This is a genomic window from Catalinimonas alkaloidigena (assembly GCF_029504655.1).
GTDB classification, from domain to species: Bacteria; Bacteroidota; Bacteroidia; order Cytophagales; family Cyclobacteriaceae; genus Catalinimonas; species Catalinimonas alkaloidigena.
The window spans coordinates 3,447,216-3,466,640 of the sequence record NZ_JAQFIL010000001.1 but is presented as its reverse complement, the minus strand read 5'-3'; the positions used below and the strand labels follow the sequence as shown (position 1 = coordinate 3,466,640).

At 41.4% G+C, this 19,425-nt stretch carries 17 protein-coding genes; 9 read left to right on the top strand and 8 right to left on the bottom strand.

Translation table 11 applies throughout. The features are described 5' to 3' along the window. Positions 1 to 2,247: a Tex family protein gene (locus tag OKW21_RS14095; protein WP_277480232.1), complete on the bottom strand. Its 2,247-nt coding sequence runs from the start codon at positions 2,245 to 2,247 to the stop codon at positions 1 to 3. Between the two features lie 204 nt (positions 2,248 to 2,451). Here OKW21_RS14095 and OKW21_RS14090 point away from each other — a divergent pair, with 204 nt between their 5' ends. Continuing rightward, positions 2,452 to 2,691: a hypothetical protein gene (locus OKW21_RS14090; RefSeq protein ID WP_277480231.1), complete on the top strand. Its 240-nt coding sequence runs from the start codon at positions 2,452 to 2,454 to the stop codon at positions 2,689 to 2,691. Between the two features lies 1 nt (position 2,692). On the opposite strand, the gene OKW21_RS14085 is transcribed toward OKW21_RS14090, so the two are convergent. From OKW21_RS14085 to OKW21_RS14070, 4 genes are all read right to left on the bottom strand, one after another. Beyond that, on the bottom strand, positions 2,693 to 2,974 hold the full coding sequence (locus OKW21_RS14085; protein WP_277480230.1) for a hypothetical protein: 282 nt from the start codon (positions 2,972 to 2,974) through the stop codon (positions 2,693 to 2,695). Beyond that, positions 2,962 to 3,585 carry a deoxynucleoside kinase gene (locus OKW21_RS14080; RefSeq protein WP_277480228.1) on the bottom strand — a complete coding sequence of 208 codons (624 nt, stop codon included), beginning with the start codon at positions 3,583 to 3,585 and terminating at the stop codon, positions 2,962 to 2,964. The genes OKW21_RS14085 and OKW21_RS14080 overlap by 13 nt, the downstream gene beginning before the upstream one ends. Positions 3,586 to 4,091: 506 nt before the next feature. Beyond that, positions 4,092 to 4,697: a J domain-containing protein gene (locus tag OKW21_RS14075; RefSeq protein WP_277480227.1), complete on the bottom strand. Its 606-nt coding sequence runs from the start codon at positions 4,695 to 4,697 to the stop codon at positions 4,092 to 4,094. 39 nt (positions 4,698 to 4,736) lie between these two features. Continuing rightward, entirely contained in the window at positions 4,737 to 5,420 is a 684-nt protein-coding gene (locus OKW21_RS14070; protein WP_277480226.1) for a peptidoglycan DD-metalloendopeptidase family protein, read from the bottom strand. A gap of 213 nt (positions 5,421 to 5,633) precedes the next feature. Between OKW21_RS14070 and OKW21_RS14065 the strand changes: the two genes are divergently transcribed. From OKW21_RS14065 to OKW21_RS14055, 3 genes are all read left to right on the top strand, one after another. After that, positions 5,634 to 6,920, top strand: a complete 1,287-nt coding sequence (locus OKW21_RS14065) for an ATP-grasp domain-containing protein (RefSeq protein ID WP_277480225.1) — start codon at positions 5,634 to 5,636, stop codon at positions 6,918 to 6,920. Between the two features lie 3 nt (positions 6,921 to 6,923). Continuing rightward, entirely contained in the window at positions 6,924 to 8,948 is a 2,025-nt protein-coding gene (locus OKW21_RS14060; RefSeq protein ID WP_277480224.1) for a CocE/NonD family hydrolase, read from the top strand. 87 nt (positions 8,949 to 9,035) lie between these two features. Next, entirely contained in the window at positions 9,036 to 11,696 is a 2,661-nt protein-coding gene (locus tag OKW21_RS14055) for a cation-translocating P-type ATPase (RefSeq protein ID WP_277480223.1), read from the top strand. A gap of 78 nt (positions 11,697 to 11,774) precedes the next feature. On the opposite strand, the gene OKW21_RS14050 is transcribed toward OKW21_RS14055, so the two are convergent. Next, a complete protein-coding gene (locus OKW21_RS14050) occupies positions 11,775 to 12,284 on the bottom strand; it encodes a Dps family protein (protein ID WP_277480221.1) in 510 nt (169 codons plus the stop codon). Positions 12,285 to 12,538: 254 nt separating this feature from the next. Here OKW21_RS14050 and OKW21_RS14045 point away from each other — a divergent pair, with 254 nt between their 5' ends. Genes OKW21_RS14045 through zwf form a run of 5 tightly spaced genes read left to right on the top strand, consistent with a single transcriptional unit; the run spans position 12,539 to position 16,744 of the window. Further along, complete coding sequence (locus OKW21_RS14045) at positions 12,539 to 12,991, top strand: RpiB/LacA/LacB family sugar-phosphate isomerase (RefSeq protein ID WP_277480220.1); 453 nt, start codon at positions 12,539 to 12,541, stop codon at positions 12,989 to 12,991. Positions 12,992 to 13,007: 16 nt separating this feature from the next. Further along, positions 13,008 to 13,163, top strand: coding sequence for an NAD(P)-binding domain-containing protein (locus tag OKW21_RS32540; protein WP_338130055.1), 156 nt, complete (start codon positions 13,008 to 13,010; stop codon positions 13,161 to 13,163). Between the two features lie 23 nt (positions 13,164 to 13,186). Continuing rightward, positions 13,187 to 14,170: an NADP-dependent phosphogluconate dehydrogenase gene (gene gndA, locus OKW21_RS14040; protein ID WP_338130117.1), complete on the top strand. Its 984-nt coding sequence runs from the start codon at positions 13,187 to 13,189 to the stop codon at positions 14,168 to 14,170. 13 nt (positions 14,171 to 14,183) lie between these two features. Then, positions 14,184 to 14,429: a hypothetical protein gene (locus tag OKW21_RS32535; RefSeq protein WP_338130054.1), complete on the top strand. Its 246-nt coding sequence runs from the start codon at positions 14,184 to 14,186 to the stop codon at positions 14,427 to 14,429. Positions 14,430 to 14,449: 20 nt separating this feature from the next. Continuing rightward, a complete protein-coding gene (zwf, locus tag OKW21_RS14035) occupies positions 14,450 to 16,744 on the top strand; it encodes a glucose-6-phosphate dehydrogenase (RefSeq protein ID WP_277480216.1) in 2,295 nt (764 codons plus the stop codon). A gap of 585 nt (positions 16,745 to 17,329) precedes the next feature. Here zwf and OKW21_RS14030 read toward each other — a convergent pair. Together OKW21_RS14030 and OKW21_RS14025 are read right to left on the bottom strand one after the other, a co-directional pair. Continuing rightward, positions 17,330 to 17,647, bottom strand: a complete 318-nt coding sequence (locus OKW21_RS14030) for a DUF3817 domain-containing protein (RefSeq protein WP_277480215.1) — start codon at positions 17,645 to 17,647, stop codon at positions 17,330 to 17,332. 143 nt (positions 17,648 to 17,790) lie between these two features. Continuing rightward, positions 17,791 to 19,308 (bottom strand): sensor histidine kinase, encoded by a 1,518-nt coding sequence (locus OKW21_RS14025; protein WP_277480214.1) that lies wholly within the window; start codon positions 19,306 to 19,308, stop codon positions 17,791 to 17,793. Positions 19,309 to 19,425: the final 117 nt, after the last annotated feature.

Sequence of the window (19,425 nt, the reverse complement as noted above, 5' to 3'; positions counted from 1 at the left end):
TTATCTGAATTTGTTTTTTAGCATGGCAAGTTTAGATTGAAGATCCCCACTGTCACCCTCCTGCTTACTTCTTTTTTTCGCGGGTTTGTTTCCACCTTTTTTTGGTGGAGCAAAGGGATCACTTTTCATAGATAGTCCAATTCTTTTTCTGGCAACATCCACTTCCATCACTGTTACCTGCACTTGCTGGTGTACTTTAACAATTTCAGCGGGGTTATCCACAAACTTATCAGCCAGATGGCTAATGTGTACTAATCCGTCCTGGTGAACTCCGAGGTCAACAAATGCTCCAAAATTTGTAACATTGGTAACGATGCCGGGTAGTTTCATCCCTACTTTCAAATCTTCTATCTCATGTACACCTTCCATAAACTGAAAAGCTTCAAACTGTTCGCGGGGGTCACGGCCGGGTTTGGAAAGCTCAGCCATGATATCTTCCAGCGTAGGAAGCCCTACATCTTCTGATACATACTGCTTTAAGTTAATGCGCTTACGTAAGTTTTCATCCTTGATCAAATCTTCTATGGTACAGCCCAGGTCAGCTGCCATCTGGTTGACAGTTTCGTATCTTTCAGGGTGAACCGCACTACGGTCAAGTGGGTTATCCGCATCTCTTATTCTTAAAAATCCCGCAGCCTGCTCAAATGCTTTATTCCCAAGACGAGGTATGCTCAAGAGTTCTCCTCTCGTTTTAAAGGGGCCTTTCTCATCCCGGTAGTTAACAATGCTCTGTGCTAAGGAAGGGCCCAAACCGGATACATATGTCAACAATTGCTTACTCGCTGTATTTACTTCCACACCTACGTTGTTTACACAACTGACTACCGTATCGTCCAGACTCTGACGTAAGGCCGTCTGGTCTACGTCGTGTTGGTATTGTCCTACCCCTATGGATTTAGGGTCCAATTTTACCAGCTCCGCGAGAGGGTCCATCAACCTTCTACCGATAGAAACTGCACCTCTTACAGTAAGGTCATAGTCGGGAAACTCTTCTCTGGCAACATCAGACGCGGAGTATACTGACGCCCCGCTTTCATTGACCATCACTATCTGTATATTTTTTGGCAAATGCTTAATTCCCCGTACGAAAGCCTCTGTTTCTCTGCTGGCTGTCCCATTACCTATGGCGATTGCTTCTATTTCATACTTCTGGCAGTATGCCAGTATTATTGCTTCAGCCTCAGTTGTTTTACGCTGCGGTTCATTAGGGAAAATGGCTGTGTTTTCAAGTAACCTTCCCTGCTTATTCAAACATACAAGTTTGCAGCCTGTACGAAAACCAGGATCAATAGCCAGGGTGTTTTTTTCACCCAGGGGAGAGGACATCAATAATTCCCTTAAGTTGTCAGTAAAAACATGGATTGCTTCTTCATCGGCTTTTTTCTTGGTTGACAGTCTTATATCTGTTTCTATGGAAGGTTTGAGTAGGCGCTTGTAACTGTCTTTGGTAGCCAATTCTACTTGCTCTGAGAGCGGTGAATTACCTTTTACAAAAGATTTTTTCAGCAATTGCAAAGCTTCTTCCTCCGGGGGTGTGATATTAAGCATAAGGATCATTTCCTTCTCGCCTCTTCTCATTGCCAGAACACGATGTGAAGGGGCTGTTTTAACCGGTTCTTCCCATTCAAAATAGTCCTTATACTTTTGCCCTTCTTCTTCTTTTCCACTAATTACTTTACACTGGAAAGTTGCTTTTTTCATGAATAAATCTCGCATGTTCGCGCGAGCTTCCTGATCTTCATTTATCCATTCCGCGATTATATCACGCGCCCCCTGAAGCGCTTCTTCTTCATTGTTAACTTCTTTTTCAGCATCTATATATTTTCTTGCTTCTTCAGCTAAGTTTGCTTTTTCCTGCTCGAAGATTAAAGTTGCTAAAGGTTCAAGCCCTTTTTCTTTGGCTATGGTTGCTTTAGTTCTTCTTTTTGGTTTATAAGGTAGGTATAAATCTTCCAAGCGGGCCATGTTCTCAGCGGCATTAATTTTATCCGTCAGCTCGCTAGTCAGCTTTCCCTGCTCCTCTATTGATTTAAGAATACTTTCTCTGCGTTTGTCCAGCTCTCTAAGTTGTGTCACCCGATCTCTTATGTTAGTAACGGCAACTTCGTCTAAGCTTCCAGTCATTTCTTTTCGGTAACGAGAGATAAAAGGAACAGTAGCGCCCTCATCAAGTAGCTTGATGGTTGCGGACACTTGTGAAGCCTTGATTTGTAACTCTTCGGCAATTTTTGAAATATGCTGCTGCATGTGTTGAGCTTTTAAATAATAATATTAGAACGATCAAAGTGAATTTCACGTCATTTTCGGGAAGCAAAAATAGAAAAGAAGCTTACTTATTAAATCTTGACTTTTATAAAAAATTATAGCAAAGGAAAAATGTGAATTGATTAAAAACTCTAAATTTTTAGCAAGAAATTTCTTGTAACAAAATACAAAAAAATTATAAGGGAGTTGTTAACTTTAACAAAAGTAAAAGTCAAGGCTATGCTGGATGACCAAGACGAAAAATTTGACGGGGAAATCGAGAAAAAAATAGATGTTGCAGAGAAACAGGCTCGAAAACTAAGCGACAGAGCAGATGTATTACGCAAGCTCACTGAAAAGTATCGTGATACCTCTGCTGAACAAATATGGGGGTGGGAAAAACTTTTACAGAAAACAAACACAGAAGAACGTGAAGAAAACTTATAGTTTAATCTTCAAGTATATGCTCCTTTTCTGTTTCTTCACTCACCATGGCTTGTACTCTTTCGAACTCCTCTCGCTCTATGGTATAAAAACCATCTTCGTACATTTGTAAAATGTCACGGTAAGTAAGCTCGTGGTTTTCTATATTACCTTCTCCTTCTTTGGTAAGTATTTCTGTACCTAAATAGGTGAATTCGTTTTCTGGAAATATAATGGGTTTTAATCTGTAGTAAATTTTAGAGTCTCCCATTGTATTTTTCACATAAAAATCTTCTAAGTGACGCATCTTTTTTGATTTTGAATGTTTTTTACTAGTGTTTCAAAATGTTCATCTTTAGCTAAATCAATTGTGTCAATATCAATAGTAAGGGTAGTGGAATATGTATAATTACTTATCCATGAAGCATAGCATAGGTCCAGATTCTTTAAATAAGCCAATGAGATTTCTCGTTCAAAACTTCTTATGCCACCCTCACTTCTGTGACTAATTCTGTATTTCAAATTTTTAGGCTTACCCTTCAAGTAAACCAGGATATCCGGTTTAGGGATTAACCCTACCATTGATTGGTAAAGGCTTAAATAATTTTCGTAATCAACCTGGCTCAAATAGTTAGAGCGATACAAATTTTTAGCAAACACATTTGCATCTTCATAAATTGTTCTATCCAAGATTACACCAGATTCACGATCATTTAAACTTAACCCCTGTCGAAAACGATGACCAAGGAAATAAACCTGTAGCGGAAATGCCCAACGTTCCATGTCCCGATAGAAAAGAGATAAGTACGGATTCTCGTGTATGGCTTCGTACTCAGCCTGATAGCCAAAATAATCAGCTAATTTCCTAACCAATGTCGTCTTTCCGGTACCAATGTTACCTGCTACAGCTATCAACATCTTGAGTTCATCTTATTCAAATCTAATAATAAATCTTAAACATCAAAGTCAATTTCCAACATTGTATAAAACGTTTGTAATAAACAGTGTTTATTAAAAATTAACCCTGGTTTTTCTGATCATATTAAAGAAATGATACAATCATTAACAAATAATCAAAGAACTAACACTTTTATTAATATTATATATTATCTAAAAAGATTATAAATCTGCTTGTATTAATAGTACTATCAGAAGAAAAGGTTAAAGGTGAAGCTTTGGATTTTAAAATATTTATTACATGTATAAAATAGACTTCAAAGCGTAATTGTTTATATGTGATCCACCTTTGTTCATTCTTGTACTTTACAGCAAATCAGTAATTTCCAAATCGCTAATATCATTTTTTAGTAAAGTAGGCCTCTCCATGAAAACTAAATTGATTCCTGAAACAGATAGCTAAGGGAAATCATATTAGATACCAATACATATAATGTATATACATTTTTTCGGCATAAAAAGTTGTGTTAACTGAAGAAAGGCTCCGCTTCTCTCATCAGCCTCTTTGTATGCTCAATACAAAGGATACCAGCCAATATCAATGGAAGGCAAACGAGGCATTTCCACCATTGACTGTCATTAAAATGAAAATACAAAGCAGCGAACAATGGTGACAAGAGTAAGAACAAGCCAAAAGTCCAACCAAGCACTTGAATGGTGTGAATAAGGTAATATGTGGGTTTGTAGTACCAGCTTTTTTTAAATGCTTCGTTATTTTTTTTGAAGTTTTCATACCGTCTTTTGGCGTGCTCTTTAGCGTTTCTTCGTGCATCTCTCTTTCTTCTAAGCCTTTCTTCTTCCCACATTTCACGATAAGACTGCCTTCTAAAATTATAAGGCCTTCTGTTGTAGGCATGTTGCTGATACTGGGGGGAGAAAATTCTTGAAGCAGGTGCCTTGCGAACACCGATAAGAATCTCGTACGCTTCAGTAATCTGAATAAAACGTTGACCTATATCTTTACCATCATTTTTGTCAGGATGAAATCGCATTGCTAACTTACGGTAAGCTTTTTTAATCTCATGCTGAGATGATCCTACTGGGATTTCTAATATTTGGTAATATCGTTCCAAGTGCCTTGAATCTTTATCAAATAGGTTGAAATGGCATTTTCAATCAGAAAGTCTTAGAATATAGTGAGGATTTATACAAAATTGCAAATAATAATTGCGATCAGATGGTGCTGCCACACCAGGAAAATCTCCAGTGTTACCTAACATATCAGTCATGACCTGCCAATGCAAATGGGGTGGCCAGTCTCCATTTTCAGGAAAGTCACCAATATCGCCCAGATACTGGGCTTGATCAACCTGGTCTCCTACCTTCCAGCTTTCCAGTATTTCCCTATGCAAATGACCATAAAGTATATAAAAAGTTGCATCTTCCATCTGGTGTTCAAGTATAAGTGTAGGCCCATAGTTACCAAAACCCTGATTGTCCTGAAGGCTGTGAATTTTGCCGGATAGTGGGCTATAAAGCTTGGTGCCAGCTTTTGCCCAGATGTCTAATCCCAAATGTATACTACGAGCCTCTTTTCCATCATAGTGCGCACTTCTCCGATATATAATTCTGTCTTCAAAAAAACCACCGATTCCTATTTTATCTTTCAGTACTTCATCAAAAACAAGATGGTTAAATGCGAGTGTGTCTTTGAGGTCAATTTCCCTGAGATAAGGACTGCCTTCTGAAAAGTCCAGACTCATCAGATCTTTTTTCTGTAGCCCAGGAATTAAGGGATAAAAGGAGGTTTGGTATTTCTCAATCAGCTTTGTTATATGTGCTTTATTTGTTTTCATCCAGCTTCGTTTATGCATTAGTCATTGTTGATGAGCGATGAGCAATTAAGTAAAAAAGACTGTCTTGTCAGATAAAGAGATACTTATGCTTCAAAACCCAATATTAGTACTTTCTACCTTAATGACTATGAGTTGATTTTACCAGTGCGAAATTAGATTAAACAATCGTACGGATTAAGGCAGTTTACATAGCGAGACTCAATTTTTTAAACTATGGACAGAAAGAATATTTTTATCGTCGGATCAGACGAATTCAACATGGGTGAACTTAAATCTATTGAGCATGCAGATCAATATAATTTCATCCCTCTTTTTCATATCAATGAAATACAGCAAAAGGAAGTAAAACCTGATGTGCGTAAATTTATGGAGCAAGCCAGAGATCAACTCAATAACTTTGAAGGCTCTATTGATGCTATCATATCCTTTTATGATTTTCCTGCAACATTGATCGCTTTTTTATTGACTGAAGAGTATGGGCTTAGAGGTCCTTCACTGGAAAGTGGTTTCAAATGTGAGCATAAATACTGGAGCCGCCTGGAACAGGAAAAGTCAATCCCTGATCACATCCCTGATTTTGAAGCTGTTGATCCTTTTACTGTAAACAAAATAGAAGATATTAATCTGAAAACACCATTCTGGATCAAGCCGATCAAAGCTTATGCATCACAATTGGGGTTTAAAGTGGAAAATGAAGAGATATTGGAGGAAGCATTGCCAAAGATTCGTGAAAAAATCAAGGATTTTGGCGAACCCTTTAATCTTTTGATGGAGAAGCTAAACATGCCTGCTGATATTCAGCATATCAATGGAAATTATTGTATTGCCGAAAGTCTTATTGGAGGACATCAGTGTACTGTATCTGGCTATGTTCAAAATAGTGAAGTGAAAACCTATGGTATTGTAGACTCAATCAATTACGAGGAAGTTCCTTCTTTCTTTTACTATAAGCTTCCCAGTGAGCTTCCAGAAAAAGTACAGCGTAGATTACATGAGGTGTCTGCAAAAGTAATGAAGCATATTGGCTATGAGGACTCCACTTTTAATATTGAGTATTTCTACGATGAAGATAAAGATCAGATTTGTCTGCTGGAAATTAACCCTCGCATGTCACAGTCTCACAGTGATCTATATGCCAAAGTAAAGGGTAGCTCAAATCATCAGCTTTTGGTAAAGCTTGCTTTGGGAGAACAACCTGATTATAAGGATAAGGAAGGACAGTATAATTATTCCGCCAAGTTTCACTATCGTGTATTTGAAGACGGAATTGTAGAGCGTCTGCCGGATCAGGATGATATAGAACGTATTTATCAACAGTATCCGGATACCCATATCAAGTTACAGGTAGAAGAGGGACAAAAGCTGTCTGAATTACCGGGTCAGGATAACTACAGCTATTTGCTTGCTTTTATCTTCACTGGTGCTCAGACACGTGAGGAGCTTGAACAAAAATACCGGGAGATAGTGGAATTGATGCATGTGAAAATAAAAAAACTATAATGTATGGACTATGTGGATGACTTACCGCATCGGGTAAAAGAGATTGAAAATGAATGGATTGTAATGCCCGATGGAACTAGGTTAGCAGCACGAATGTGGATTCCAGAAAAAGCCAGGCAAGAGCCTGTGCCCGCGATTCTAGAGTATATTCCTTACCGCAAAAGAGACCATACCCGAACTGGTGATGAAATTAACCATCGCTTCTTTGCCGGATACGGCTATGCCGGAATTAGAGTAGACATCAGAGGGAGTGGCGATTCCGAAGGTGTGATTAAAGATGAATACCTGGAGCAGGAGCTTGAAGATGGAGAAAGGATTATTGAATGGTTGGCAAAACAGCCCTGGTGCAATGGAAAAGTGGGTATGATTGGGATATCATGGGGAGGATTTAACGGATTACAAATCGCTGCACGACGCCCGGAAGCACTTAAAGCTGTGATTACTGTCTGCTCCACTGATGATCGCTATGCTGATGATGTACATTATATGGGGGGCTGTCTTTTGGGGGATAATCTGTCATGGGCTTCCGTCATGTTTGGCAGAAATAGTCTGCCACCGGACCCAGTGCTGGTAGGTGAGCGCTGGAAGGAATTATGGCTGCAGAGGTTAGAAAAGAGCGGACACTGGCTGGAAAACTGGCTTGAACATCAGCACAGAGATGAATACTGGAAGCATGGCTCGGTGTGTGAAAATTATGATGACATACAATGCCCGGTGATGGCGGTAAGCGGCTGGGCTGATGGCTATTCCAATAGTGTTTTTCGCCTCTTAAAAAACCTGAATGTGCCTCGTATGGGGTTGGTGGGGCCCTGGAGCCATCGTTATCCGCACAATGGTAAGCCGGGGCCGGCTATCGGTTTTTTACAAGAATGTGTACGCTGGTGGGATCAGTGGCTCAGCAATAAAGACACTGGCATACAAAATGAGCCAATGCTTAAAGCCTGGGTACAGAAAAGTGTACCCCCCACTACTGATTATGAAGAGCGACCTGGCTATTGGACAGGATTAGAAGAATGGCCTTCCCCTGCCATTCAGGAGGAAGATTGGGTGCTCAAAGCGGGCAAACTTCAACATGAATCAGTGGTGCAGGTGGAAGATCCGAAAGCTCTTTGGGTAAGCTCACCGCTTCGCCTAGGACTGTTTGCCGGAAAGTGGTGTTCTTACAGCGCCCCTCCTGATCTGCCGAGTGACCAGCGGGAAGAAGATGGAGGAGCATTGGTCTTCAACAGCCCGCCATTGGTGAATGACTTAGAAATATTAGGAGCTCCTTCAGTAGAGTTTACAGTCTCGGTAGACAAGCCACAGGCTATGATCGCAGTGCGATTATCAGATGTGCGAGACGATCATAAAGTGACACGCGTGACTTATGGTTTGTTTAACCTAACTCATCACAATAGTCACGAATTTCCCGAACCTCTGGAGCCAGACAAAAAGTATAAAGTTAGGGTTCAACTCAACGAAATTGGTCATATTTTTCCTGCCGGTCACCAGTTAAGAGTGTCCGTATCTACATCCTACTGGCCATTGGCCTGGCCATCTCCTGAACTTACTAAACTACAGGTGTTTACAGATGAGAGTAAGTTGATACTACCCGTGAAAAAAGAAAGGAAAGAAATTCAGAATGCTTTTGGTCCGCCCATAGGTGCTAGTCCCAGGAGTGGAGCAGAAGTGATCAAGTCAGGCAGTCAGGCGTGGAATGTCGTGCGTGACCTCATAGAAGATGGCTCTACGCTGGAAGTGCTGAAGGATCAGGGGACATATCGTATTGAAGAACTGGACCTTGAAGTCAGCAATTACAATAAGGAGAATTACTATGTAAGAAATGACCAACTGAATACCCTTAAAGGAGAAGTTGTTTGGAAAAAATCGATGAAAAGGCAGGATTGGGAAATCAGTACGCATGCCAGAACTATTCTCACCTCAGACAGAGATTATTTTAAACTCTACGCAGAACTAGATGCATACGAAGGGGAAAGGAGAATATTTACTGAAACCTGGAAGCGCAAAATCCCAAGAAATTTAGTTTGAGTGCATGCATCAGGCGTTTCCGTTTGACTGGAAATACATTTTTTACTCCTACAATGCAGATTTTTTTAAGCTTAAACAATAAATGACATGATAGAGGATGTTTCAATTGAAAAACCATTTACTGAAAAGCAGGATAGCATACTTGAACAGCTTGAAACGAAGGTAGAGAAAGGGCTCTCATCAGATGAAGCTAAACGAAGGTTAGAGCATTTTGGTCCAAACCAGTTGGAAAAGCGAAAAAAGAAAAGTCCCTGGAAAATCATTCTTGAGCAGGTTAATACACCAGTGGTATACCTGCTTGCTGCTGCCGCTGCACTTTCTTTCATATTTGGTGACCTCCCGGAAGGTATTTTTATCGTAGTAGTGCTCCTCATCAATACAGCCATAGGATTTTGGATGGAAATGCAGGCCCAAAAGTCTATGAACGCGCTTAAGGAAATGGATAAGGTTGAAGCTGAAGTGCTACGAGATGGCGAAGAGCAGACTATAGATGCTGAGCATCTGGTTCCGGGTGATATACTTGTGCTTGATGCCGGCCAGGTGGTGGCTGCAGATGCGCGTCTGGTAGAAGTTTCGGAATTACAGCTCAATGAGTCAGCGCTTACCGGCGAGTCAGTTCCGGTAGATAAAAATACTGAAAAAGTAGAAGAAGATGCCGAGATCGCGGAGCGGAAAAATATGGCCTTTAAAGGAACTTCCGTAACCAGAGGAAAAGCCAAGGCGGTCGTAACCGCTACCGGCATGCACACCGAGATCGGTAATATCTCTGATATAGTGAGCTCCGCCAGTGGAGAAAAGGTACCGCTGGACAAAAAATTAAACAAGCTGTCCCAGCGATTAATTTGGGTAGTGCTGGGATTGGCCGCAATACTGGCCGGAGTAGGTTTTATTACCGATCGCGATACCTATACCATTATTCAGACAGCGATCGCATGGGCAATTGCAGCAATACCAGAGGGCTTACCTATAGTGGCAAGTATTGCCCTGGCGAGAGGGATGATTCGGCTGGCAAGACATGAAGTGATAGTAAAGCAGCTTTCAGCTGTGGAAGCATTGGGAGAGACCAATACTATTTTTACTGATAAAACCGGAACTCTTACAGAAAATCGCCTAACCGTTAATACCCTCTATCTGGATGAAGAGAAAATACTGTTGGAGTGGGAGGGAGATGAACAGGTAAAAATGGAGCAGGAGGAGAATGAATTGATCAGAAAACTCTTTACCATTTCAGTGCTCTGTAATAATGCTGAATATGATCCTGAGGGAGAAGAGAGTGAAGGCGACCCTCTTGAAATTGCCTTGCTGAAATTTGCCCGTGCATATGATCAGGAAAGGTTGGAGGAGCTACGTTCATGGGAAAGAGTGGCGGAAGATCCTTTCAACTCCGAAACTAAAATGATGGGTACCATTTATCAATCCGATAAGGGCTATTTCACCGCAGGAAAAGGAGCAGCCAAAGCTTTACTGGAAGAATGTTCCCACATACTTAAAGATGATGAATCTCAGGAACTAAGCGAGGACGATAAGCAGGAATGGCTTGAAAAGTTTGATGAACTGGCCAAAGATGGGTTAAGGTCACTGGCATTTGCTTATAAAGAAAGTGATCAAAAGCCTCAGGGGGCAGAAGATGAAGATTTTTTGCATGAGCTGACTTTTGTAGGACTTATCGGATTTATTGATCCTCCTCAGGGTGACGTAAAAGATGCGATTGAAACCTGTAAAAAAGCAGGTATTGAAGTCGTTATGGTTACAGGTGACCATCCGGAAACCGCCAAGAAAATCGCGCAGGAAGTAAGTCTTGTAGAGAATGATGAACCCAAAGCGTTGAGAGGTAAAGAATTAGATGAAAGCGAAGAGAGTAAGGATCTGAGTGATGTACAAGTATTCTCAAGAGTCTCACCAGAACAAAAACTTACCCTGATTGAAAAGTATCAGGAGCAGAGTAAAATAGTGGCTATGACAGGTGATGGGGTCAACGATGCCCCCGCCCTTAAAAAAGCAGACATCGGAATAGCGATGGGTATGCGCGGAACTCAGGTAGCCAAGGAAGTAGCCGATATGGTATTGAAAGATGATTCTTTTCCATCCATCGTAAGGGCGATACGAGAAGGGAGAATTATCTTCAGCAACATACGTAAGTTCATTATTTACCAGCTATCATACCATCTGAGCGAAATAATCATTATTGCTGCCTCTACTTTTGCGATAGCTAAGCTTTCGCTTCTACCGCTCCAGCTATTGTTTCTAAACATTCTGACCGATGTATTTCCAGCTTTAGCCATTGGTATAGGTGAAGGTAGATCAGGGGTAATGGACAACCCTCCTAAAGACCCCGAAGAGCCAATCATCAACAAAAAGAGCTGGCAGACAATTATTCTTTTTGGCTCTATACTGGCACTAGGTGTCTCTGCTGCATTCTTCTATGCCTATTATGTTTGGGATCAATCTTTTGAAGTAGCTAACAATGTTGCGTTTTTCAGTCTGGCAGTGGCTGAGTTATTGCATACCTTGAATATGCGCGATCCCGAGGAACCTGTTTTTAAAAACCAGATTACCAGAAACAAGTATGTATGGATGGCGGTAGCCCTCTGTGCTACAGTACTTGCTGTAGCCTACAGTATTCCTTATGTGAGAGATTTGCTTTCCTTACAGCCTATGGAAGCAAGAAACTGGATACTCATCGCTCTCGGAAGTATCATACCTGTGGTGATAATACAGATCATCAAAAGTGCCACAAAGAAATTCTAAGTATTGCAGGTAACTTATAAAGAGAAGGGAAGGGGAGAAATAAATAAGCCGGATTCAAATCCGGCTTATGTTAACTATTTACTTGAGAAGAGATCTTAGCATCCATGCCATTTTTTCATGCTCCTGCAAGAGTGCAGTTACAAAGTCGGCATTACCTGCATCCTGTAGCTCATCTTCTAACTTTTCAATGTCTACTCTCATGCTTTCAATCAGGCTTTCATGATCTTTAACCAGCCGGGCTACCATTTCAGTATCACTTAACTTTTCATCTTTAGACTCTTTGAGGCTGGCCAGGTCCAGAAATTCCTGCATGCTGCCGATTGCCCTGAAGCCCATCTGACGAGAGCGCTCGGCGATTTCGTCTATGCTGGTAGCCAGTTGCTGATACTGCTCTTCCAGTAAATTATGTAAGCTATAGAATAACGGACCGGTTACATTCCAATGAAAATTTCTGGTTTTAGTATACAAGACTGATTCGTTAGCCAGAATATGGTTCAAAATCTCAGCAGCACCTGCACGGTTATCCTCTGATAGTCCTATGCTGGGAGCGCTTTTAGTGTTTGGTTTTTTATTTACTAACTTTTCCATAATTAATTTTTTGTTTCTACTAGTCAAAACGATATTGAAGGTCAATTGTTAAAGGTTTTTTCTTATTTGAACCTTTTCTAAGGCAGCTTGATGATATGAAATTAAAGGTGATGTATTCAGATTGTCCTTTAAAGGATTTAATCTCATCTTTAGCCGGTTATTTCCGTTTGACATACTAAATTCTGCCTGTAAATTTCTTTTGTATTTATTTACAGGCATAGGCGGTAAACGTTTTTAACCTAACTTTTAGACAGATGAAAATCGGTATTGCGGCTGACCACGGTGGTTTTGCACTTAAGGAAAAGCTAAAAGCAATTTTGCAGAATCATTACACGATCCGGGATTACGGAGCAGGTGTTTATAATGCTGCTGATGATTACCCTGATTTTGTATATCCTCTTGCTAAAGCAGTAAGTAATGGAGAAATTGAAAGGGGAGTCGCAATCTGTGGTAGTGGCATTGGGGCATGCATCGTTGCCAACAAAGTGCCAGGGGTACGTGCTGCTCTCATCAATGAAAGCTACTCTGCGCATCAGGGGGTAGAGCACGACGATATGAATATTATCTGCCTCGGTGCTCGTGTCATAGGTGATACCTATGCGGAAGAGCTAGTGAACACTTTTCTAAAAGCCACTTATTCCGGTGAAGGTAGACATGAAAGACGATTGAATAAGCTTAAAAATATCGAAATCAAATACAAACCTTAAGTACTATACACAAACTATGGACGAAAAAGCAAATTGTGACTTTGGAATGATTGGCCTGGGAGTAATGGGAAGAAATTTTATACTAAATGTCGCTGATCATGGCTTTGAAGTGATCGGTTATGATCTAGATAAAGCCAAAGTAGACGCGCTCAATCAGGCAAAAAATCTGTAAATAATGTTCATGCTACTTCAGACCTGAGCGAATTTATTGAAAGCCTCAAAATACCCCGAAAGCTGATGTTGCTTGTACCCGCCGGTAAAGTAGTAGATACAGTAATAGAAAGCATAAAGCCTCATTTGTCCCAAGGAGATATTATCATTGACGGCGGTAACTCTCATTATAATGATACCCAAAGGCGCATGGAACAGCTTGAAAAGGATGGTTTGCACTATCTGGGTATGGGGGTTTCCGGTGGAGAAAAAGGGGCGAGATTGGGCCCCAGCCTGATGCCGGGTGGAAAGGTGGAGGCGTATGCTCCCGCCAAGGATATACTTGAGGCTGCTGCAGCTAAAGTTGAGGGTGAAGCCTGTGTTACCTTCTTGGGGAAGGGAGCCGCGGGTCATTATGTGAAAATGGTGCACAATGGTATTGAATACGGTATCATGCAGTTGTTAGCTGAGTCCTACGCTATTCTGCATCGTGTGGGAGGACTCAATGAAAACCAGCTCCACCTTGCGTTTGATGAATGGAACAAAGGTGATCTACAGTCATTTTTGGTAGAAATCACTGCCGATATTTTCAAGCAAAAGGATGATCTCTTGGAAGGAGAGATGCTGATCAATAGTATTTTGGATAGCGCCAAACAAAAGGGGACTGGTAAATGGACCTCTCAGAGTGCGATGGATCTGGGCGTGGGCATCCCTAGCATTGATTCAGCGGTAACGATGCGCTTTCAGTCTGCCTTGAAAAATGAGAGGGTAGAAGCTGAAAAATTACTCACTGGCCCTGCGTTTCAGTTTGAGGTAGAACAGGAGCAGCTTATTCAGCAGGTACATGATGCTTTGTATTTTGCGATCCTCATTACCTATGCACAGGGGTTTGCTATGCTAAAAAAAGCGTCAGACGAAATGAACTTTGGCCTTAAGCTCGCAGATGTTGCCAGAATCTGGCGAGGAGGTTGTATCATCAGGGCCAAGATGTTAGAGCAGTTTATGGAGGCGTTTCGAACTAAACCATAATCTGGCCAACCTGATGATTGCTCCCCCGATTGCCGAAAAACTTAATGCCAATGCTGAAGGTGCACGTACAGTCGTAGGACTGGGCATTCAACTGGGTATTCCTCTGGCGGCTTTTTCAGCTTCCATTGCTTACTTTGATAGTTATAGAAGCGGACGCCTGGCTTCTAACCTTATCCAGGCTCAGCGTGATTATTTTGGTGCGCATACCTATGAAAGAATTGACCGTGAAGGTACTTTTCATACTTCCTGGGGCGCGTAATTAACCTTTAAACCTGACCTATGGAATTTAGCAAAGCAAAGCTGGCTCCTACCGTGTTGATCATTTTCGGAGGGAGCGGCGATCTTAATAAAAGAAAACTCATTCCTGCCTTATTTAACCTCTTCCTGGACAGTTACCTGCCCGATCAGTTTAGTGTGATAGGACTGGGACGTACTGAATACTCTAATGAAGAGTATCGTGAGATGCTCCGCAAGGAAGTAGCTGAGTTCTCAAGGAGGGAAATTGCTGACCAGGCAGTATGGAATATCTTCGCTGAGCATATTGAATACTTCATTATGGACGTGAAGAAAAAAGAGTCCTTTCAGCAGCTAGACACCAAAATAGCTGAACTGGAGCAAAGCTGGAATGTCAAGGCCAACCGCCTTTTTTACTTATCTGTTGCACCACAGCTCTTCGCGACCATAGCTACCAATCTGGCAAGTACACAAGCCTGTCATGATCTGGAATGCTCGCGTATTGTCATAGAAAAACCTTTTGGCCATGACCTGAAAAGCGCAAGACAGCTTAACAAACTCTTAACTGACTTGTACGACGAGAAGCAGATATTCCGGATTGACCATTACCTTGGCAAAGAAACTGTACAAAACATTCTCACTTTCCGTTTTGCCAACACCATTTTTGAACCCCTCTGGAATCGTAATTACATAGATCATGTACAGATTACAGTGGCTGAAACAGTGGGCGTGGAAAGCAGAGGTAGTTACTACGAGGAATCAGGGGCATTGCGCGATATGGTACAGAATCACGTACTCCAATTGGTATCCATGATCGCGATGGAACCTCCTATTAATCTGGACGCTGATGAAATCCGCAACAAAAAAGTAGATGTGTTGAAAGCCATCCGTATTCTGGAGCCTGAAGAGGTAGATAAGCATGCCGTGAGAGCTCAGTACGATAAGGGCTGGATCAGGGGTAAAAAGGTAAAAGGTTATACTGAGGAAGAAGGCGTCAGCCAGGATTCTACCACTGAAACCTATACCGCACTCAAATTTTATATTGATAACTGGAGGTGGCAGGATGTCCCTATATACGTAAGGACAGGAAAACGTATGGCGGATAAATGCTCGGTCATCACCATTCAGCTTCGTAAACCACCTCACCGGGCATTTGCTTACGACCATCAGGCAGTAAGAGAACCAAACCGTATCATCATCAACATACAGCCGGATATGGGCATTACCATTCGGTTTCAGGCCAAGCGTCCGGGAATTCATCAAATCCTGAACCCGGTGGAGATGGTATTTGATTATCAGACCTTTTATGATGCTGAACCGCCCGAAGCTTATGAAGCACTCCTGCTGGATGCGATTGAAGGTAATGCCGCGCTTTTTATGCGTGCCGACCAGGTAGAAGAAGCCTGGAAAGTAGTGATGCCAATACTGGATAAGTGGAAAGAAAATGGTAAGCAGGCTTTACCCAAGTATGCTTCAGGAAGCTGGGGGCCTCAGGAAGCCGATGATCTACTGAAACGGGAAGAACATGAGTGGATCAACCCCAAAGCTACCAATGTCAAAGAAACAGTGATAGAGGAGAATGAGCAGTTTCCAAAGAAGGGTATCCTTAATTTGCATGTTTACGAAAATACGGATGATCTGAGTTATAGCGCAGCCGAGTTATTTGTGAGGAAGAGCTGTGAGGCTGTAGAGAAATACGGCCGTTTTGTAGTATGCCTAACAGGAGGTAGTTCTCCCAAAGCGCTGTACAGTTTGCTGTCCAAAGTACCTTTCGTGAATCAGGTGCCCTGGAACAAAACCTATGTATTTTGGGGTGATGAACGGCCTGTCCCCATACATGATAAAGACAGTAATGCCGGCATGGCACACAAGGCCCTCTTAGATCATGTGCCGGTGCCAAAAGAACATATATTTCCTATTCATGGTGAGTTCCGTGCTGATATCGCTGCCTTACAGTATGAAGAGACCCTGCAGGAGTTTTTCCAGGGCAGGTCTCCTCGCTTTGACCTGATCCTGTTAGGTATGGGAGATGATGGACATACTGCTTCGCTTTTTCCTCACGTAGCATTCTCGCATAAGTCTATGACCTGGGTTAAAGAATTGTGGGTAGAAAAACTGGATACCTATCGTATCAGCCTGATGCCTCAGTTGATCAATCAGGCTGAGTGTGTTGCTTTTCTGGCTTTTGGAGAGAAGAAAGCGGATGCCTTGCATGAAGTATTGGAGGGAGTCTATAATCCTGAAGAATACCCCGCACAACTGATTAAGCCTGAAGATGGTGAATTGCATTGGTACATAGATCACCTGGCTGCCTCAAAGCTGAACAAAAGCATAAGCTAAGCTCAGTAAAAAGGCTTTCTCTAATCTCATTTCTCATGTTGAAGAAAGTGATGCAGTTTTTCTATTGAACAGGTACAACAATAAGAGATAAGATGCATGTCTCGCCAGCTAGGGGGTATCCTATGCTGCTCAACTCTCTTGCAACATAGGCCAGTTTGACAGTAGATTGCATTTTGAGACGGCTTCTTTTAATAGTATATATGTCTGAACATACTTTACAGAAGAAAATGAAGTAGAATTATCAGCACTTATGCATGACCTCCTGTGAGGTGAAGCATAAACTTACATTTTCCTTACACTCACTGCCGATGGGATGCAAAAGTAACAGGTATAGGTCATGCTCCTGTGGTGGAGAGCTGGGAGAAAAGCTACTCAGGCATGCTAACTGCAAGTAAAGTGCGATAAGTATAATGTCTCAACCTTACTCACCATAAAAATCAGCTTGTCACCTTTTGACTATGTGCTGTCCACTGTGGTGAGTAAGCTTATGAATAGAAACAGGTAGAAGGTTTAGCTTACATGAAGCCAAATCTAGTAATTACCTAAAGTTAGGTGCATTTATGGATTTGTTCGTCTAAAATAAGCTTAGGTAGTAAGACTCTTATCCTTCAGCATTTTTGCTTCCACATAAAAGGTTGCTGCTGGAATGAGAGAAGCAGCCAATGCGATGGCCGTGGATTTGAAATTCCAGCGATAACGATAAGCTACCAATACTACCAAGCCTACATACCAAATAAAAAGCAGGCCATGGGCATAACCTACTATCATATTGGGTTCAGGCATATCGGCAAGGTATTTTAAGGGCATGGTAATACCCAATAATAATAGATATGAAATTCCTTCCAGAATCGCTGCGGTTCGTAATTGTCCAATCAGATTTTTGTGAGCTTTTACCTGAGGCATATTGTGGGGTTTAGATTGATATTCATCTCTCCATTATACCTCAAATTTGCTCTTTAGGTTCCCACTTTTATGCAATATTTACCTGCTTTAGTGTCGCTTTTTAATATTAGCACTACCCGAAATCAGGATATCAATTATATTGGTTATTTGCCATTGTTTTTGTACTGATTTTCAGCTTTCAGTAAAGGGGCAGGGAGAGAAACAATAAATGTACTTCCTTGCCCTGCTTCACTTTCTACACTAACACAGCCTTTGTATTTCTCTACTGTTGTTTTTACGATATATAGACCCATGCCGGTACCGTCTTTGTGGTGGCTGAAGCGCTGAAACATATCAAATATTTTGAGCTGATGTTCTTCATTGATTCCAATTCCATTGTCTTCTACCTTCATCACCCAATACCCGTCGTCAATAGCAGTAGTGACTTTGATTTGTGATTTATTGGCGTACTTGGTGTATTTAATGGCATTATCCAATAAGTTAAAAAGGATAATCTGAAGATGCTGTGGTGAAAAATAGATTACCTCCTCATTTAGGTCAAGCTGGATGCTGGTCTCGCTTTCGTCGATTTTATCCACATTACTTTGAACAAAGTCATTAACCATTGTCCTCAGGTTAACATTCTCAAAATCATCTCTGCTGGCTTTTTTAATTTGGCCCACATCAGATAGATCATGAATGATCAATTTGAGCCTGTTTACCTGCTTGTTCATCATAGCGTAGAGCGTGCGATTTTCCTCTTGGTTCTCTTTGTCACAGCGTTGTTCAACCAATTGCATTAAGCCTTCCAAATTAGCGACCGGTGCTTTGAGGTCATGAGAAGCAGTGTAAATAAACTGATCAAGTTCTTTATTAACTTTTCTGACTTCATCACTTTTCTCTTTCTGATCATGAATGTCAGTGGCAGTACCAAACCATTTAAGCACTTCATTATTTTCATCCCGCATGGGGTGCGCTCTACCCAGGTGCCAACGGTAAGAGCCATCTCTGGCATTTTTTATTCTAAACTCAAATTGAAAGTTCTCTGATGTTTTAACTGAATAGTTCCATCGCTCAGTAAGGGCCTGCTTTTCGTCAGGATGAATCACTGTCTGCCAGCCATATGCCATACTTTCTTTTTCACTAAGGCCAGTATAGGCATACCAATTCTTATTATAGTAATCCAACTCACCATTTTTATTGGCCGTCCATACCATTTGAGGTATAGTGTCGGTTAAGAAATTCATGGTAGCAATGTTTTCTGTGAGTTCAGCAGTTCGAAGTTCTACCTCATTTTCAAGGTTGTTTGTATAATTAGACAACTCCAGATTCACGGCTTTCCATTTCTCAGCACTAGGAATTAGGATGAGCTTGGGGGTAATAAGGATGAAAATGATAGCTGTGCCTATTGAAGCCAGCGCGGTGATCATGCGGATGATGACATCGGTATAATAAAATGGGGTCCAGATATTGATAACATCCATAACATGGGTAGCCCCACATCCAAGAATAAAAATGGCAAAAAGCACCAACATCCATGTGTACCTGAAGTCATTCCGTCTCCTTACGATTTGTACCAGGCTGATGGGTATGGCAAAATACGCCAGTGCGATGATGGAGTTTGTGATAGCCTGTGACCAGAGAATAAATGGCTCCCAATAATAGCAATGACCATGAGGCATAAATGCCGAGTCAAAAGAAAAAAACGGTGAGCCCTCCATAGAATTGTTCTATAAATATTTAATTAATTATAATTATTAAAATTAGCCATAACATTTACTTGGCACAAAAAATTAAAT

Bases quoted from the DNA above. Each gene is read 5' to 3' on its own strand.
- OKW21_RS14050 (WP_277480221.1), bottom strand. From the start codon at position 12,284: ATGGAAAAGTTAGTAAATAAAAAACCAAACACTAAAAGCGCTCCCAGC.
- OKW21_RS14025 (WP_277480214.1), bottom strand. From the start codon at position 19,308: ATGCCTCATGGTCATTGCTATTATTGGGAGCCATTTATTCTCTGGTCA.
- OKW21_RS14045 (WP_277480220.1), top strand. From the start codon at position 12,539: ATGAAAATCGGTATTGCGGCTGACCACGGTGGTTTTGCACTTAAGGAA.
- OKW21_RS14065 (WP_277480225.1), top strand. From the start codon at position 5,634: ATGGACAGAAAGAATATTTTTATCGTCGGATCAGACGAATTCAACATG.
- OKW21_RS14060 (WP_277480224.1), top strand. From the start codon at position 6,924: ATGGACTATGTGGATGACTTACCGCATCGGGTAAAAGAGATTGAAAAT.
- OKW21_RS14080 (WP_277480228.1), bottom strand. From the start codon at position 3,585: ATGTTGATAGCTGTAGCAGGTAACATTGGTACCGGAAAGACGACATTG.
- OKW21_RS32535 (WP_338130054.1), top strand. From the start codon at position 14,184: ATGATTGCTCCCCCGATTGCCGAAAAACTTAATGCCAATGCTGAAGGT.
- OKW21_RS14085 (WP_277480230.1), bottom strand. From the start codon at position 2,974: ATGCGTCACTTAGAAGATTTTTATGTGAAAAATACAATGGGAGACTCT.
- OKW21_RS14070 (WP_277480226.1), bottom strand. From the start codon at position 5,420: ATGAAAACAAATAAAGCACATATAACAAAGCTGATTGAGAAATACCAA.
- zwf (WP_277480216.1), top strand. From the start codon at position 14,450: ATGGAATTTAGCAAAGCAAAGCTGGCTCCTACCGTGTTGATCATTTTC.
- OKW21_RS32540 (WP_338130055.1), top strand. From the start codon at position 13,008: ATGGACGAAAAAGCAAATTGTGACTTTGGAATGATTGGCCTGGGAGTA.
- OKW21_RS14055 (WP_277480223.1), top strand. From the start codon at position 9,036: ATGATAGAGGATGTTTCAATTGAAAAACCATTTACTGAAAAGCAGGAT.
- OKW21_RS14030 (WP_277480215.1), bottom strand. From the start codon at position 17,647: ATGCCTCAGGTAAAAGCTCACAAAAATCTGATTGGACAATTACGAACC.
- OKW21_RS14095 (WP_277480232.1), bottom strand. From the start codon at position 2,247: ATGCAGCAGCATATTTCAAAAATTGCCGAAGAGTTACAAATCAAGGCT.